Genomic DNA, 15,313 nt, shown 5'->3' with positions numbered 1-15,313 from the left:
AAAAGTTGGCACAGGATTTGTATTAACCAACGTAAGTATCACACAGGCCACCGCCTGAAATCAGAACTATGAGGATCAACGTTATGGGTATTTTTTCTCGTTTTGCCGACATCGTGAACGCCAACATCAACTCCCTGCTGGAGAAAGCGGAAGATCCGCAGAAGCTGGTTCGTCTGATGATCCAGGAGATGGAGGATACGCTGGTCGAAGTGCGTTCGACCTCGGCGCGTGCGCTGGCGGAAAAGAAACAGCTGAGCCGCCGCATCGAACAAGCGCTTGCCCAGCAGGCCGAGTGGCAGGAAAAAGCGGAACTGGCGCTGCGTAAAGACAAAGAAGATCTGGCGCGCGCCGCGCTTATCGAAAAACAAAAGCTGACCGACCTTATCGGCAGTCTGGAAAATGAAGCGCAGATGGTGGATGAAACGCTGACGCGCATGAAAAAAGAGATTGGTGAGCTGGAGAATAAACTGAGCGAAACCCGCGCTCGCCAGCAGGCGCTGACGCTGCGTCATCAGGCGGCCAGCTCTTCCCGCGATGTGCGTCGTCAGCTGGATAGCGGTAAAATTGATGAAGCGATGGCGCGTTTTGAATCCTTTGAACGCCGCATCGATCATATGGAAGCCGAAGCGGAAAGCCACGGTTTTGGTAAACAGAAAACGCTGGATCAGCAGTTTGCCGACCTGAAGGCGGATGATGAAATCAGCGCGCAGCTGGCGGCGTTGAAAAGTAAAATGAACCAAAACAACTAATGGCATACGCCAGCGCCTTCGGGAGCGGCGGGGCGGGTCCGGCGGTCGCGACCCGCTGCCCCGACTTTCTGAAGGATAACGCGTTGCGGCGTGGCCATGCGCCGCTATTCACTCACTGTAAGGAGTACACATGAGTACGCTTTTTATTGCCATACCCCTGACGCTGTTCGTGCTGTTCGTTTTACCGGTCTGGCTTTGGCTGCACTACAACAACCGCACTGCGAGCGGCAGCTTATCGCAGAATGAGCAGCAGCGTTTGTTGCAACTGACCGACGATGCAAAGCGCATGCGCGAACGTATTCAGACGCTGGAAGACATTCTTGATGCCGAACATCCGAACTGGAGAGACAAATAATGGGTGGACTGGATCTGAATAAAAAACTGTGGCGGGTGCCGCAGCGCGGCATGGTAAAAGGCGTCTGCGCCGGTATCGCGCAGTATCTGGATGTGCCGGTCAAACTGGTACGGCTGATTACCGTGCTGGCGATGATCTTTGGCCTGTTTTTCTTTGTGGTGGTGGCGTACATCATCCTGACATTCGCTCTCGATCCGATGCCGGAAAGTGAGTTGTACGGCGAGAAAATGCCGACCAGCGGTGAGCTGCTGGCGGCGGCGGATCAAGAGCTGGCGGCCAGCGAACGCCGCCTGCGCGAAATGGAACGCTATGTCACGTCGGATACCTTTACGTTACGCAGCCGTTTTCGTCAGCTTTAACTGAAAGATGAGGTCACGCATGAACATAAAATGGCAGCAGGCGGGGCAAAAAGTGAAACCCGGCCTGAAAATCGCGGGCAAGCTGGTTGTGCTGACCGCGTTACGCTATGGCCCGGCGGGCGTTGCCGGCTGGGCGGTGAAATCGGTAGCGCGTCGGCCGTTAAAAATGCTGCTGGCGGTGGCGCTGGAACCGTTGCTCAGCCGTCTGGCCAATCGTTTTGCCCGCGGGATGAAATGATCGAACGAGGCGATGCGTCAGGCGCATCGTACCGACGTGGACGGGGTGAACTCGCGCAGGCGCGCCTGCGCGCAGCCACTGAGGTGAATGCCATCAGCGCTCAGCCTCCGGCATCACGGGCGGGAATCTTGCTACTTATCCTCACCTAATAGCTTATAATCAAAGCACTTTCCTTCAGAGCATAACAGGATGGCAATGAAGCGATTCAAAACTGAATTCAATGCGCTGGTGAACCGCGGCGTTGACCGCCATTTGCGTCTGGCGGTCACGGGCTTAAGCCGCAGCGGCAAAACCGCCTTTATCACCGCGTTGGTCAATCAACTGCTGAATATTCACTCCGGGGCGCGTCTGCCGCTGCTCAGCGCGGTGAGAGAAGAGCGCCTGCTGGGCGTTAAACGGGTTCCGCAACGTGATTTCGGCATTCCACGTTTTACCTATGACGAAGGGCTGGCGCAGTTGTACGGCTCGCCGCCGGTGTGGCCGACGCCAACCCGCGGGGTAAGCGAAATTCGTCTGGCTCTGCGCTACCGCTCCAGCGAATCGCTGCTCCGCCATTTTAAAGAAACCTCCACGTTGTACCTGGAAATCGTCGATTACCCGGGCGAATGGCTGCTTGATTTACCGATGCTGGCGCAGGATTACCTCAGCTGGTCGCGACAGATGACCGGTCTGCTGCAAGGGCAGCGTGAGGCGTGGTCGGCCCGCTGGCGTCAGCTCTGCGACGGGCTGGACCCGCTGGCGCCGGCCGATGAAAATCGTCTGGCGGAGATTGCCGCCGCATGGACGGAGTATCTGCATGCCTGCAAGCGAGAAGGGCTGCACTTTATTCAGCCGGGGCGCTTTGTGCTGCCGGGGGATATGGCCGGGGCGCCGGCCCTGCAGTTTTTCCCCTGGCCGGACGTGGATGCGTTTGGCGAAGCGAAGCTGGCCCAGGCGGATAAACACAGCAACGCCGGGATGCTGCGCGAGCGCTTTAAATATTACTGCGAAAAAGTGGTCAAGGGCTTTTACAAAGACCATTTCCTGCGCTTCGACCGCCAGATCGTGCTGGTGGACTGCCTGCAGCCGCTGAACAGCGGTCCGCAGGCCTTTAACGATATGCGTCTGGCGCTGACTCAGCTGATGCAGAGCTTCCATTACGGTCAGCGAACCCTGTTCCGCCGCCTGTTTTCCCCGGTGATCGACAAGCTGCTGTTTGCCGCGACCAAAGCCGATCACGTTACCGTCGATCAGCACGGCAATATGGTTTCCCTGCTGCAGCAGCTGATTCAGGACGCCTGGCAGAATGCCGCGTTCGAAGGCATCAGTATGGATTGCCTCGGGCTGGCATCGATTCAGGCGACGCAGAGCGGGTTGATTGAGGTGAACGGCGAGAAGATCCCCGCGCTGCGCGGTAACCGCCTGAGCGACGGTCAGCCGCTGACCGTCTACCCCGGAGAGGTGCCGGCCCGGCTGCCGGGTCAGGCGTTCTGGCAACAGCAGGGGTTTCAGTTTGAGAATTTCCGTCCGCAGGTGATGGACGTCGATAAGCCGCTGCCGCATATCCGCCTGGATGCCGCGCTTGAATTTTTGATCGGAGATAAATTGCGATGAGCGAACCTTTAAAACCGCGTATCGACTTCGACGGCCCGCTGGAAGCGGAGAAAATGGCGGCGCTGAAATCGGCCCGTGCCTTTGACGGTGCAGAGGCGGAGAAGTTTGCCCCGGCGCGAGTCGATGCCCCGGAGGAGGACGAGGGGGCGGCAGAAGCGGTGGTTGAATCGGTTCTGCGGCCGAAACGCAGCTTATGGCGCCGCATGGTCAGCGCCGGTCTGGCTATTTTTGGCGTCAGCGTGGTGGCGCAGGGCGTACAGTGGACCCTGAGCGCCTGGCAAACCCAGGACTGGATTGCGCTGGGCGGCTGCGCGGCGGGAGCGCTGATTGTCGGTGCTGGCGTCGGGTCGGTCGCCACCGAATGGCGGCGACTGTGGCGTCTGCGCCAGCGGGCCCATGAGCGCGATGAGGCGCGGGATTTGCTGCACAGTCACGCGGTCGGAAAAGGGCGCGCGTTTTGCGAGAAACTGGCGCAGCAGGCCGGGCTGGATCAGGCGCATCCTGCGCTGCAGCGCTGGTATGCGGCGATTCATGAAACGCAAAACGATCGGGAAGTGGTCAGCCTGTATGCGCAGCTGGTACAGCCGGTGCTCGATGCCCAGGCGCGACGGGAAATCAGCCGTTCGGCGGCGGAGTCCACGCTGATGATCGCCGTCAGCCCGCTGGCGCTGGTGGATATGGCCTTTATCGCCTGGCGTAATTTACGCCTGATCAACCGTATCGCCACGCTGTATGGCATTGAGCTGGGGTATTACAGCCGTCTGCGTCTGTTCCGCCTGGTGCTGCTGAATATCGCCTTTGCCGGTGCCAGCGAGCTGGTGCGAGAAGTGGGTATGGACTGGATGTCGCAGGACCTGGCGGCCAGACTCTCGGCGCGTGCGGCGCAGGGGATTGGCGCCGGACTGCTCACCGCGCGTTTGGGGATTAAGGCCATGGAACTGTGCCGCCCGCTACCGTGGATTGCTGATGATAAGCCGCGGCTGGGCGATTTCCGCCGTGAACTGATAGGTCAGTTGAAAGAGACGCTGCAAAAAAGTAAAAGCGGTCCACAGCCCTGATCGCCTTTTGAAAACCGCCTCCCGAACGGCGGTTTTCGCTCGCTTCCGCAGCCGTCGGGGCTTTGAACGGATATCTTTACGCCATAACGGCCGTTTTTCCGCCATGCTGTCAATAATTGTTGACAGCTATCTTCACGCCAGCAAATAACTGTCCTATTATTCATCGGTCATTGGCCTTTTTAGGGTGAATACTCCCATGCGTCTTGAAGTCTTTTGTGAAGACCGTCTTGGTCTGACTCGTGAATTGCTTGATTTGCTGGTGCTCCGCGGTATCGATCTGCGCGGCATCGACATTGATCCCATTGGCCGAATTTATCTTAATTTTGCCGAGCTGGAGTTCGCCAGCTTCAGCAGTCTGATGGCGGAAATCCGCCGGATCGCCGGCGTGACCGACGTGCGTACCGTGCCGTGGATGCCGTCGGAACGCGAACACCTGGCGCTCAGCGCGCTGCTGGTGGCGATGCCGGAACCGGTGCTGTCGCTGGATACCAAAGGCAAGGTTGAGCTGGCGAACCCCGCCAGCTGCCAGCTGTTTGCGCAGAGCCCGGAGCGGCTGCGCAATCATCCGGTCGCCCAGTTAATTACCGATTTTAACGTCCAGCGCTGGCTGGAGAGCAGCCCGCTGGAGTCGCATAGCGAACATGTGGTGGTTAACGGCCAGAACTTCGTGCTGGAAATCACTCCGGTGTATCTTGAAGGCGAACACGGCGAACGGGTTCTGACCGGCGCGGTGGCAATGCTGCGTTCCACCGTCCGGATGGGGCGGCAACTGCAAACCATGACCACGCAGGACACCAGCGCCTTTAGCCAAATCCTCGCCGTCGGCCCGAAAATGCGCCATGTCGTCGAGCAGGCCCGCAAGCTGGCGATGCTCAGCGCGCCGCTGCTGATCGTCGGCGATACCGGAACCGGCAAAGATCTACTCGCCCACGCCTGCCATCTTGCCAGCCCGCGGGCAAGCAAACCCTATCTGGCGCTGAACTGTGGTTCCATCCCGGAAGATGCGGTGGAAAGCGAGCTGTTTGGCGACGCCATTCAGGGTAAAAAAGGGTTCTTTGAGCAGGCGAACGGCGGTTCGGTCCTGCTGGATGAAATCGGCGAAATGTCGCCGCGGATGCAGACCAAGCTGCTGCGTTTTCTCAATGACGGCACCTTCCGGCGCGTCGGGGAAGATCACGAGGTTCACGTCGATGTGCGGGTCATCTGCGCGACGCAGAAAAATCTGCTGGAGCTGGTGCAGAAGGGATTATTCCGCGAGGATCTCTACTACCGCCTCAACGTGCTCACCCTCTACCTGCCGCCGCTGCGCGACTGTCCGCAGGATATCATTCCGCTGACGGAGCTGTTTGTTTCCCGGTTTGCCGACGAGCAGGGGATCCCGCGACCGAAGCTTTCCGCCGACCTCAGCACGGTGTTGACCCGCTATAGCTGGCCCGGCAACGTTCGCCAGCTGAAGAACGCGGTTTACCGCGCGCTGACCCAGCTCGAAGGCTATGAGATGCGTCCGCAGGATATTCTGTTGCCGGATCACGATGTGGCCTCGCTGCCGGTTGGCGAAGAGGCGATGGAAGGGTCGCTGGATGATATTACGCGTCGCTTTGAACGCTCGGTCCTGACCCAGCTTTATCGCAGCTTCCCGAGTACCCGTAAGCTGGCGAAGCGTCTCGGCGTATCGCATACCGCGATCGCCAACAAGCTGCGTGAATACGGTCTGAACCAGAAAAAAGGCGAAGAGTAGCGCGATCACCGGCGGCTCAGGCGGCCGGTGACCACCTGATGTCAAGGAGGCTTCTGCCTTTCGTCCGCTTCTGGATATACTCAGTTTTCTTCATCTTTTAGGAATACGGATGTCAACTTCGCCGGGTCATCTGCTTCAGTGGATGAAACTGCTGGGACTCTCTGCCGGACTCTCCGGGCTTCTGTTCTGGCTGCACCTGCCTGCGGCATTGCTGCTGGGGCCGATGATCGCCGGGATAACCTTGAGTCTGCGCGGGGCGAACATGCGCGTTCCGCGGCCATTTTTTATTGCCGCTCAGGCCATTATCGGCTGCATGATTGCCCGCACGCTGACCCCCTCTGTTTTTAGCGTCCTCATCGGGCACTGGCCGCTGGTGCTGCTTATCCTCTTCTCCACGCTTGCCGTCAGCGCGCTGGCGGGGTGGCTGCTGGTGCGCTATAGCGCGCTACCCGGGGCGACCGGTGCGTGGGGCTGTTCGCCTGGCGGGGCGTCGGCCATGGTGGTGATGGCGCAGGATTACGGCGCCGACGTGCGGCTGGTGGCGCTGATGCAGTATCTGCGGGTGCTGTTTGTCGTGGGCACGGCGGCGCTGGTGGTGCGTTTTGCCCTGGGCGGCGATGCGCAGGCGATGACCCAGCAGATAGTCTGGTTCCCGCCATTGACGTGGCAACTGCCGTGGACGCTGCTGCTGACGATGGTTGCGGGATGGCTGGGGCTGAGAATGCGTTTCCCGTCTGGCGCGATGCTCTTCCCGATGCTGGCGGGCGCGGTGGTGCAGGGAGAGGGCTGGTGGATGCTGGAGCTGCCTGAATGGCTGCTGGCGCTGGCGTATGCCGCCATTGGCTGGAGCGTTGGACTAAAGTTTAATCAAGAGATCTTCCTGCTGGCTCTGAAGACCCTGCCGCAGATTATCGCCGCCATTATCGGCCTGATTGTGGTTTGCGCGCTGATGGCGCTGGGCGTGACCCAGGTGCTGCCGCTCGATTTTATGACCGCTTATCTGGCGACAAGCCCCGGCGGGCTGGATACGGTGGCGATTATTGCCGCGGGCACGCGGGCGGATATGTCGTTTATTATGGCGATGCAGACGCTGCGCCTGTTTACCATTTTGCTGACCGGCCCAATGATTGCGCGTTTGATTTCGCGCTATGCGCCGCAGAAATAAACAAGCCTCCGCAGGACGGAGGCTTGAGGTAGCCGGAGGCTGGCGCTGACGCCGCCCTCCGGGATAGCCTGTGGTTTAGCCTTTCAGCGAAGCCAGGGCCGCATCGTAGTCCGGCTCTTCGGTGATTTCGTTCACCAGCTGGCTGTAAACAACCTGGTCATTTTCATCAACAACGACCACCGCACGTGCCGCCAGACCAGCCAGTGGACCGGCTGCAATGGCGACGCCGTAATCGGCGAGGAACTGCGGAGCGCGCAGCGTGGACAGGGTGACGACATTGTTCAGGCCTTCCGCGCCGCAGAAGCGAGACTGAGCGAACGGCAGGTCGGCAGAGATGCACAACACCACGGTGTTATCCAGCTCGGAAGCCAGTTGGTTGAATTTACGAACCGATGCCGCGCAGACGCCGGTATCGATGCTCGGGAAAATATTTAGTACTTTACGTTTGCCGGCGAACTGGCTCAGCGCGACGTCAGAGAGATCTTTGGCGACCAGCGTAAACGGCTGCGCGGTAGCGCCGGCCTGCGGAATGGAGCCCTGAACAGCAACGGGGTTGCCCTGGAAATGCACGGTTTGTGACATGTTTATCTTCCTGTTTACATATAGTTAACGTCACGGGTAGTGTATGACATCCGTTATCGGCACGGCAAATCCTATTTAATGTTTCCCCTGGAGGAACCTGGGAATGCGAAACCTGCGAGTGTACGAAGAAGCCTGGCCGTTACATACGCCTTTTGTGATTGCCCGCGGCAGCCGCAGCGAGGCGAAAGTGGTGGTCGTGGAAATTGAGGAGGACGGCGTCAAAGGGGTTGGTGAGTGTACGCCGTACCCGCGCTATGGTGAGAGCATCGCATCGGTCATGGCGCAGATCCTCACCATCGGCGAGCAACTGGAAAGCGGCATGACCCGCGAACAACTCCAGCATCTGCTGCCGGCCGGGGCCGCGCGCAACGCCGTAGATTGCGCGCTGTGGGATCTGCAGGCCCGTCGCGTCGGGAAAACCATTCCTCAACTGCTGGGTATCGGACTCCCCAATCGGGTGGTGACGGCGCAGACGGTAGTGATCGGTACCCCTGAACAGATGGCGGCCAGCGCCGCCGCGCTGTGGGAGAAGGGCGCCCGGTTGCTGAAGGTGAAACTGGATAATCATCTGATCAGCGAACGACTGATTGCCATTCGCAACGTAGTGCCGCAGGCGACACTGATTGTGGATGCCAATGAATCCTGGTCCAGCGATGGCCTGGCGGCGCGCTGCCAGCTGCTGGCGGACATCGGCGTGGCTATGCTCGAACAGCCGCTTGCGGCGGACGCCGACGACGCGCTGGAAAATTTTATTCACCCGCTGCCGATCTGTGCCGACGAGAGCTGTCACACCCGTGAGAGCCTGCCGCAGCTGCGTGGGCGCTATGAGATGGTGAATATTAAGCTGGATAAAACCGGCGGCTTGACCGAGGCGCTGTCTCTGGCGCAGGAGGCCGGCGAGCTGGGGTTTGAACGTATGCTGGGCTGCATGCTCTGCACGTCGCGGGCCATTTCAGCGGCGCTCCCGCTGGCGCCGCTGGCGCGTTTCGCCGATCTGGATGGCCCGACCTGGCTGGCGGTGGATGTCGAGCCGGCGCTGCATTTCAGCACCGGCGTGCTTCATCTCTGAGCGTGCCAGCGCAGCAGATCCATCATCGCCGACAGATGCTTTTCCGTGGCTTCGTCGGCCGAGATGGGTGGAAACTCGGCGGTGATACAGGGCAGGTCGATATCAGCGCACCAGCTGCCAAAAGAGCCGGGGGTTTCGTAACCGACGCTGCCGACCAGCGGCAGGGCGAACGCGTCGGCCAGCCACTGTCCCAGCTCGCTGTGGCCGGGATCTTCAATGCAGGCCAGCGGATCGTGGAAGGAGACAACCCACGCCGGGTGGATCTGATGGATCAGCTGGCACAGCGCCTGGGTTTCCGGTTCTGAGCCGGGCCTGTCACCGGTCAACAGCACCACGTCGCGCTGCTCTGCCGCGCTGTTCCAGCGATACACCGTTTCCCCTTCTTTCCAGTTTGCCGCGGGAAAGTTGCGGTTCAGATCGACGCCACGGGCGTTGGCCCGTAGTCCCAACTGACAGCCATCGGGATTCACCGCCAGCACGACGTGATGGCGGCGTAATTCCGGCTTCAGGGTACGCAGCGCACAGGAGAGCGTCACGATCGATGAGTTTTCATCGCCGTGGGTACCGGCAAGAATCAGGCCGCTGCGGCTGTCCGCCAGCGGCGCAGGGAACCAAAGCAGCGGCGCACCAAGATGTGACTGACCATAGCGCTGCGTACCGGGCGGGAAGGCGCCGCGCTGAGGGCGAGGACGGGAAACGGGCATAGGGCATCCTGTTAGCAGGTTATTTTCTGCAGTGTTGTGTAAAAGCCTCCCGGAATCAAATAGTTTCCTGAGGCGGTTAAATCGGTAGACATGTCAATTTTCTATCACAAGCCGTTTGCAATTTCAGGTGATGAAACAAATAATTATCGCTCTGCCAGCTCTGGTTTTTTATTTTAAAGGGGATCTCATGAAGTATCCTGTCACATTGACATGCGGCGCGCTGTGGTTAGCCAGCATTTCTTCTCTTGCCTGGGCGGCGGATGTCCCCCAGGGAACCGTATTAGCCGAAAAGCAGCTGCTGGTACGGCACATTAAAGATGAACCCGCATCATTAGATCCCGCTAAAGCCGTTGGCCTGCCGGAAATTCAGGTGATTCGCGATCTGTTTGAAGGTTTAGTCAACCAGGACGCGAAAGGCAATATTATCCCCGGCGTGGCGACCCGCTGGCAGAGTAACGATAACCGCGTCTGGACGTTTACCCTGCGTGATGATGCGCGCTGGTCCGATGGCTCGCCGGTGACGGCGCAGGATTTTGTCTATAGCTGGCAGCGTCTGGTCGACCCGAAAACCACGTCGCCTTTCGCCTGGTTCGCCGCGCTGGCGGGGATCGGCAACGCGCAAAATATTATCGACGGGAAAGCGGCGCCGCAAACGCTGGGCGTCACCGCCGTTGACGCGCGTACCCTGCGCGTGCAGCTGGATAAGCCGCTGCCGTGGTTCAGTAATCTGACGGCCAGTTTCGCGTTTTATCCGGTACAGAAGGCTAACGTCGAGAGCGGGGCCAACTGGACGCGTCCGGGCAATCTTATCGGCAACGGCGCTTACGTGTTAAAAGATCGCGTGGTTAACGAAAAACTGGTGCTCGTGCCGAACAGCCACTATTGGGATAATGCGAAAACGGTCATTCAGCAGGTGACTTTTGTCCCTATCAATCAGGAGTCCTCGGCAACGAAGCGCTATCTGGCCGGCGATATTGATATCACCGAGTCTTTCCCGAAGAATCTGTATCAGAAATTGCTGAAGGAGATTCCGGGCCAGGTGTATACGCCGCCGCAGCTGGGAACCTATTACTACGCCTTTAATACTCAGAAAGGTCCCACCGCCGATGAGCGCGTGCGTCTGGCGCTGAGTATGACTATCGACCGTCGTCTGATGGCGGAGAAGATACTGGGAACCGGCGAAAAGCCGGCCTGGCACTTTACGCCGGACGTGACGGCCGGGTTTACCCCGCAGCCGTCGCAGATGGAAAGCATGAGCCAGGCGGAGCTGAATGCCCAGGCCAAAGCGCTATTGCAGGCGGCGGGCTACGGTCCTGGTCGTCCGCTGAAGTTAACGCTGCTGTATAACACGTCGGAAAACCACCAGAAAATCGCGATAGCGGTCGCTTCAATGTGGAAGAAGAATCTCGGCGTGGATGTGAAGCTGCAGAATCAGGAGTGGAAAACCTATATCGATAGCCGCAATAGCGGCAATTTTGATGTGATTCGCGCCTCGTGGGTCGGGGATTACAATGAGCCTTCCACTTTCCTGTCGCTGCTGACCTCGACCCACAGCGGGAATATTTCCCGTTTTAACGACCCGACCTATGACAAGATTCTGAGCCAGGCGGCGCTGGAAACCTCGGATAAAGCGCGCAATGATGATTATAATGCGGCAGAAAAAATCATCATGAGCAAAGCGCCTGTTGCCCCCATTTACCAGTATACCAACGGGCGTTTGATTAAGCCGTGGCTGAAAGGCTATCCGATTAATAACCCGGAAGATGTTGCCTATAGTCGTACGATGTATATCGAAAAGCATCCGTAATTCTTACTTCAGCACCGTTTAACCCGGGCGCGCTATCCGCGCCCGGGTTTTTTGGCAATATTGCACCACCACGATGGCCCGCTATAACGCCGCGTCAGGGGGACAGGCAAATCTCATTTTCTTCAATCACCGCATGCTTTCGCGGATTGCCGTTATTTTAATCTGCTCAGTTTTTAGATTCTCGCCCCGTGCTCCGCATATTCTTATTAATATGAGGTAAATTCTTCATGGTGCAATACAATAAAAAAGCAATAAAATTCAACGGTTGTCATATTGATGTTATACGGGAATTAAGTTCGCTGTCAGAATAATATTATTTGAATGAAATGATCGGCTTAATAGTGACTTTTTATTGTCGAGCAGCAACGGACTTCGCTGGCTGGCGAGAAGAGCCGTCGTTCTGGCGGCACAGCGGATGAGATGGCCCGGCGTTGGCGCACCCTTCGCGGGCAAGGGGACGGCGGGATGACGGCGGCGAGCGCGCTCGGGTGGCCGGCAGACCACCGAGAGGGCAAACAGCATGTTAATATCGCGGCACGGCCTGTCAACGTCAATCGCCTTTCGCTGTTGACAAGACAGTCAAATAACGCGCTTGATTAACCGACGAGAAATTAAAATCTTACTAATACACTATGAGTAATTGGATTTTCTTATGCGTAATGTTGCTAATACGCATGACCCGTGTGTTTAAAGCGACGTCAATCGTTGACGAGGTATCGCGTTAAACTGGCCATGTCAGACTATCGATCGTTCAGTCAAATTCATTCAGTCAAATTCATTCGGGAAAGTTCACGGATGTGTATCTCTCCTGTTTTGCTTTTGTTATTAACGTCTTTTTTTGAACGTAAACTGCTGTTTTTTTCTGTCTTTGAGATAAGAAACAAGAGAAAAAACAGCAACCAGAAGCAGTACTATAGCTAATACTAAAAAGAATATGTTTGCCATATGGTTTAGTCCCCGGGAAGTTCATGGATATTCTTGCTTTTATGACAGCGAATCTACTCCAGGATTAAGAAAAATCCTAACTAAATATTTTAATAGAATGTAAGAAAAGTTTTTTTAATTCTTTTTGTGTTTTAAAAGTGTCGTTTTGTGCTGGAAATTAAAATATAATTAGCATTATATTGTTATTAGTGACGGTTTTTTCGCTCAAAGATACCGGATTAGCGATGGCTGGCCTGTGCGGCAGGCAAATACAGGCAAGAGGCCGATAGCTGGCGATATCTGATTAATAACTCACTGAAAATGGCAACCGGGCGGTGTGTCGGGAGCGTGGGGCAACATTAAGCGTGCAGGCCTCGCGGGAGACCTGCTGAAGCGGACGGTTTAGCACAATACGCGCGCGGATCGCCCGCGATGGTCATTCAGGAATGGGGTTCGGCGGGTCGTTCATCCATAAACGCTCAGCGGGGCTGTGTCCGAATGAGGAAGAAAAACGTAGGCAGATTCCGACCGGCGTTAGTCCACGTTATTGAAGTAGTCCCGCGCCACGGCTTCGACGCGCTTAGCATCAATACCCGTTTTTTCGGTAATCAACTCAATGAACTGCCTGAAATTATCGCTCATCACATTACCTCCGTCCCAATGGGCGACGTAGAAACGGCACTGATAGCGATAAAAGTGGAGGGGGGTATCTCCTGACGTGTCATACATAAGAATCTCCAGTTCAGTATCTCGGGCACATCGCCGGTACGGTGGGGATAACGATGGCCCATAACGGTCGGCTTCACAGAGACTATCCTCCTCCCAACCGGCGAAAATTTCCAGAGATGCGACTAACTCTTTGCCAATTTTCTGGTCATTTCTCCTGCCGGTGGCCGGCAGGGAGAGTCTATCTGACAAGTGACATATCCTGTCGAGCTGGCCGGTGTTAACGCCCGGCTTTTCTCGCTGCCCGTATCCTCAACCGGAACCGTCTCCCCCGATCGCGCCGCAGATTATCTGCTCGCGTTCCTTCAGCCGCTACCTCATGGAACAGGAGGCGCTGTGGCAGACTATTTGCCGCTAGGCCAACGCCTCGATGTCGTCACGGTATAACCATTTTGTCCGGCGCTGCGCCAGCATCGCCCGCTGTTGTACCGTCGGCGCACGCTCGCTGACGACATAGTCGAAATCACCTACATTACCGTTACGACAGAGCGCCGTGCGGCCAAATTTCGTGCTGTCGATGACCAGTACCGTGACATCTGCGCTGGCGGTTAAGGCCAGCCGGGCCACCACTTCATCATCGTTAAAATCATACAGATCGCCCGTTTCGCCAACGCCGCCGACTGAAACCACGCCGATATCGACCCGATAGCGGCTGAAGAAGGTCTGGGCATCGCTACCAATAATATCCAGATCGCGTTTGCGGATACGCCCACCGGCGATCGTCAGCTCGCAACCGGGAAGGCGGCTGAGCGGCTGCGCGGCATGCAGGTTATTGGTGAAAACGGCGAGAGGACGGTTCTCTGGCAGGGCGCGCGCCACCATCTCCACCGTCGTTCCGGTGCCAAGAAAGCAGCTTTGCGCTGCGCAGAGCAACTGCGCGACCTGTTCGCCAATCCAGCGCTTGCCGTTGATATTGACGATCTCGCGCTGCTTATAGGCGATATTTTCGCGAGCGAAAGGGGCGACCATGCCGTGGCGACGCAGCAACAGCCCCTGTGCCGTTAGGTCGCGCAGATCGCTGCGGATGGTTTGCAGCGACACGCTAAAGTACCGGGAAAGCGCTTCAATACTGATTTCTCCGCGCTCTGTCACCAGGGTGACAATGGCGCTGCGACGAATTTCGGGGGGCATTTTCCCCTCCTGCGACGTTATTTTTGGTCATGCTAGCGTGGCAATGTGAAACTATTACTACGAAAGAAATTAGTCATATTTTTGTCAGATTCCCTTGTTTTAATCGTCGCAACGAAAACACTGGGGACGGAACGATGAACAAAAAAAACCTGTTGGCGGCGGTGATGTTGACCATGATGAGCGCGTCGGCTTTGGCCAAATCTACGCTGACGCTCTACACCAGCCAGCCCAACGAAGATGCGCAGATGACCGTTAATGCTTTTGAAAAAGCGCATCCTGATATCGAAGTGAAATGGATCCGTGACGGGACCACGAAGCTGACTGCCCGCCTGCAGGCGGAGTTAGCCGCTGGCGGCGCGACGCCAGATGTCCTGTTGATCGCCGACAGCGTCACCATGGAAGCGCTGAAGCAGCAGAATTTACTGGCCGCGTATCACTCGCCGCAGGCCGCGCGTTTTGATGCGCAGCTCTATGATAAAGACGGTTACTACTACGGCACCAAGCTGATTACTACCGGTATCGCCTGGAATAGCAAAGCGCCGGTCAAACCGACATCATGGCGGGATCTCCTGAAGCCGGAGCTGAAAAACATGACCACCTTGCCAAGCCCGCTTTACTCCGGCGCGGCGCAAATTCATCAGGCGACGCTGATGAACTCTCCTGATCTCGGCTGGCAATACTACGAGAAGCTGAAAGAGAACGGCGCGATGCCGCAAAGCGGCAACGGCGCGGTCATGAATGCTATCGCTTCTGGCAGCAAAGCCTACGGCGTTCTGGTGGATTACATGGCGATCCGGGAAAAAGCCAAAGGCGCACCGATCGAATTTGTCTTCCCGAAAGAGGGGGTCAGCATCGTGACCGAGCCGGTGGCGATGATGAAAAACGCCAAGAACCCGCAGGCGGCAAAAGCCTTTATTGATTTCCTGCTGTCGGCGGACGGGCAGAAGCTGGTGCTACAGCAGGGTTATTTACCTGCGGATGCCTCGCTGCCGGTACCCAAAGGCTTTCCGCCACGCGACAGTATTAAGCTGATGCCTTTCGATGCGGCAAAAGCGCTGGCGGATGCTGAAGCCAACAAAAAACGCTTTGCCGACCTGTTTGGAAACCGTTAATTG

At 57.2% G+C, this 15,313-nt stretch carries 16 protein-coding genes; 11 read left to right on the top strand and 5 right to left on the bottom strand.

What is annotated here, in order from left to right; all coding sequences use genetic code 11:
* Window positions 1-83 precede the first annotated feature (83 nt).
* The 8 genes from pspA to Electrica_RS14290 all read left to right on the top strand — a co-directional run bounded on the left by pspA (window position 84) and on the right by Electrica_RS14290 (window position 7,255).
* A complete protein-coding gene (gene pspA / locus Electrica_RS14325) occupies window positions 84-749 on the top strand; it encodes a phage shock protein PspA (RefSeq protein ID WP_004861156.1) in 666 nt (221 codons plus the stop codon).
* A gap of 130 nt (window positions 750-879) precedes the next feature.
* Window positions 880-1,104 (top strand): envelope stress response membrane protein PspB, encoded by a 225-nt coding sequence (gene pspB, locus Electrica_RS14320; protein ID WP_004861160.1) that lies wholly within the window; start codon window positions 880-882, stop codon window positions 1,102-1,104.
* Window positions 1,104-1,463, top strand: a complete 360-nt coding sequence (gene pspC, locus Electrica_RS14315; protein ID WP_100683883.1) for an envelope stress response membrane protein PspC — start codon at window positions 1,104-1,106, stop codon at window positions 1,461-1,463. Before pspB ends, pspC begins: the two co-directional genes overlap by 1 nt.
* A 19-nt stretch (window positions 1,464-1,482) precedes the next feature.
* A complete protein-coding gene (pspD, locus tag Electrica_RS14310; RefSeq protein WP_100683882.1) occupies window positions 1,483-1,701 on the top strand; it encodes a phage shock protein PspD in 219 nt (72 codons plus the stop codon).
* Between the two features lie 195 nt (window positions 1,702-1,896).
* Entirely contained in the window at window positions 1,897-3,294 is a 1,398-nt protein-coding gene (locus Electrica_RS14305; protein ID WP_141964797.1) for a YcjX family GTP-binding protein, read from the top strand.
* Entirely contained in the window at window positions 3,291-4,352 is a 1,062-nt protein-coding gene (locus tag Electrica_RS14300; RefSeq protein ID WP_141964796.1) for a YcjF family protein, read from the top strand. Before Electrica_RS14305 ends, Electrica_RS14300 begins: the two co-directional genes overlap by 4 nt.
* Window positions 4,353-4,548: 196 nt before the next feature.
* The gene (gene tyrR / locus Electrica_RS14295; protein WP_131050176.1) at window positions 4,549-6,090 is read left to right on the top strand and encodes a transcriptional regulator TyrR; all 1,542 of its coding nucleotides are present in this window, start codon (window positions 4,549-4,551) and stop codon (window positions 6,088-6,090) included.
* Window positions 6,091-6,199: 109 nt separating this feature from the next.
* Window positions 6,200-7,255 (top strand): AbrB family transcriptional regulator, encoded by a 1,056-nt coding sequence (locus Electrica_RS14290; RefSeq protein WP_167686239.1) that lies wholly within the window; start codon window positions 6,200-6,202, stop codon window positions 7,253-7,255.
* 75 nt (window positions 7,256-7,330) lie between these two features.
* Here Electrica_RS14290 and tpx read toward each other — a convergent pair whose 3' ends face one another.
* Window positions 7,331-7,837, bottom strand: a complete 507-nt coding sequence (gene tpx, locus Electrica_RS14285) for a thiol peroxidase (RefSeq protein ID WP_100683879.1) — start codon at window positions 7,835-7,837, stop codon at window positions 7,331-7,333.
* 103 nt (window positions 7,838-7,940) lie between these two features.
* On the opposite strand from tpx, the gene ycjG reads away from it, so the two are divergent.
* Window positions 7,941-8,906: an L-Ala-D/L-Glu epimerase gene (gene ycjG, locus Electrica_RS14280; protein ID WP_141964795.1), complete on the top strand. Its 966-nt coding sequence runs from the start codon at window positions 7,941-7,943 to the stop codon at window positions 8,904-8,906.
* Here the strand turns inward: ycjG and mpaA are convergent.
* On the bottom strand, window positions 8,897-9,610 hold the full coding sequence (mpaA, locus tag Electrica_RS14275) for a murein tripeptide amidase MpaA (protein WP_131050174.1): 714 nt from the start codon (window positions 9,608-9,610) through the stop codon (window positions 8,897-8,899). The genes ycjG and mpaA overlap by 10 nt on opposite strands.
* A gap of 187 nt (window positions 9,611-9,797) precedes the next feature.
* Between mpaA and Electrica_RS14270 the strand changes: the two genes are divergently transcribed.
* Window positions 9,798-11,417, top strand: a complete 1,620-nt coding sequence (locus Electrica_RS14270; protein ID WP_131050173.1) for a peptide ABC transporter substrate-binding protein — start codon at window positions 9,798-9,800, stop codon at window positions 11,415-11,417.
* Window positions 11,418-12,242: 825 nt separating this feature from the next.
* On the opposite strand, the gene Electrica_RS14265 is transcribed toward Electrica_RS14270, so the two are convergent.
* The 3 genes from Electrica_RS14265 to Electrica_RS14255 all read right to left on the bottom strand — a co-directional run bounded on the left by Electrica_RS14265 (window position 12,243) and on the right by Electrica_RS14255 (window position 14,198).
* Complete coding sequence (locus Electrica_RS14265; RefSeq protein ID WP_141964794.1) at window positions 12,243-12,362, bottom strand: small membrane protein; 120 nt, start codon at window positions 12,360-12,362, stop codon at window positions 12,243-12,245.
* 513 nt (window positions 12,363-12,875) lie between these two features.
* Complete coding sequence (locus Electrica_RS14260; RefSeq protein ID WP_131050056.1) at window positions 12,876-13,070, bottom strand: hypothetical protein; 195 nt, start codon at window positions 13,068-13,070, stop codon at window positions 12,876-12,878.
* A 351-nt stretch (window positions 13,071-13,421) separates the two neighbouring features.
* Complete coding sequence (locus Electrica_RS14255; RefSeq protein WP_141964793.1) at window positions 13,422-14,198, bottom strand: DeoR/GlpR family DNA-binding transcription regulator; 777 nt, start codon at window positions 14,196-14,198, stop codon at window positions 13,422-13,424.
* 134 nt (window positions 14,199-14,332) lie between these two features.
* Between Electrica_RS14255 and Electrica_RS14250 the strand changes: the two genes are divergently transcribed.
* Window positions 14,333-15,310 carry an ABC transporter substrate-binding protein gene (locus Electrica_RS14250; protein ID WP_141964792.1) on the top strand — a complete coding sequence of 326 codons (978 nt, stop codon included), beginning with the start codon at window positions 14,333-14,335 and terminating at the stop codon, window positions 15,308-15,310.
* Window positions 15,311-15,313 lie beyond the last annotated feature (3 nt).

It is taken from the genome of Klebsiella electrica (assembly GCF_006711645.1).
GTDB classification, from domain to species: Bacteria; Pseudomonadota; Gammaproteobacteria; order Enterobacterales; family Enterobacteriaceae; genus Klebsiella; species Klebsiella electrica.
Note: the sequence above shows the minus strand (reverse complement) of the source record. Positions and strands in the feature narration are given on the sequence as shown.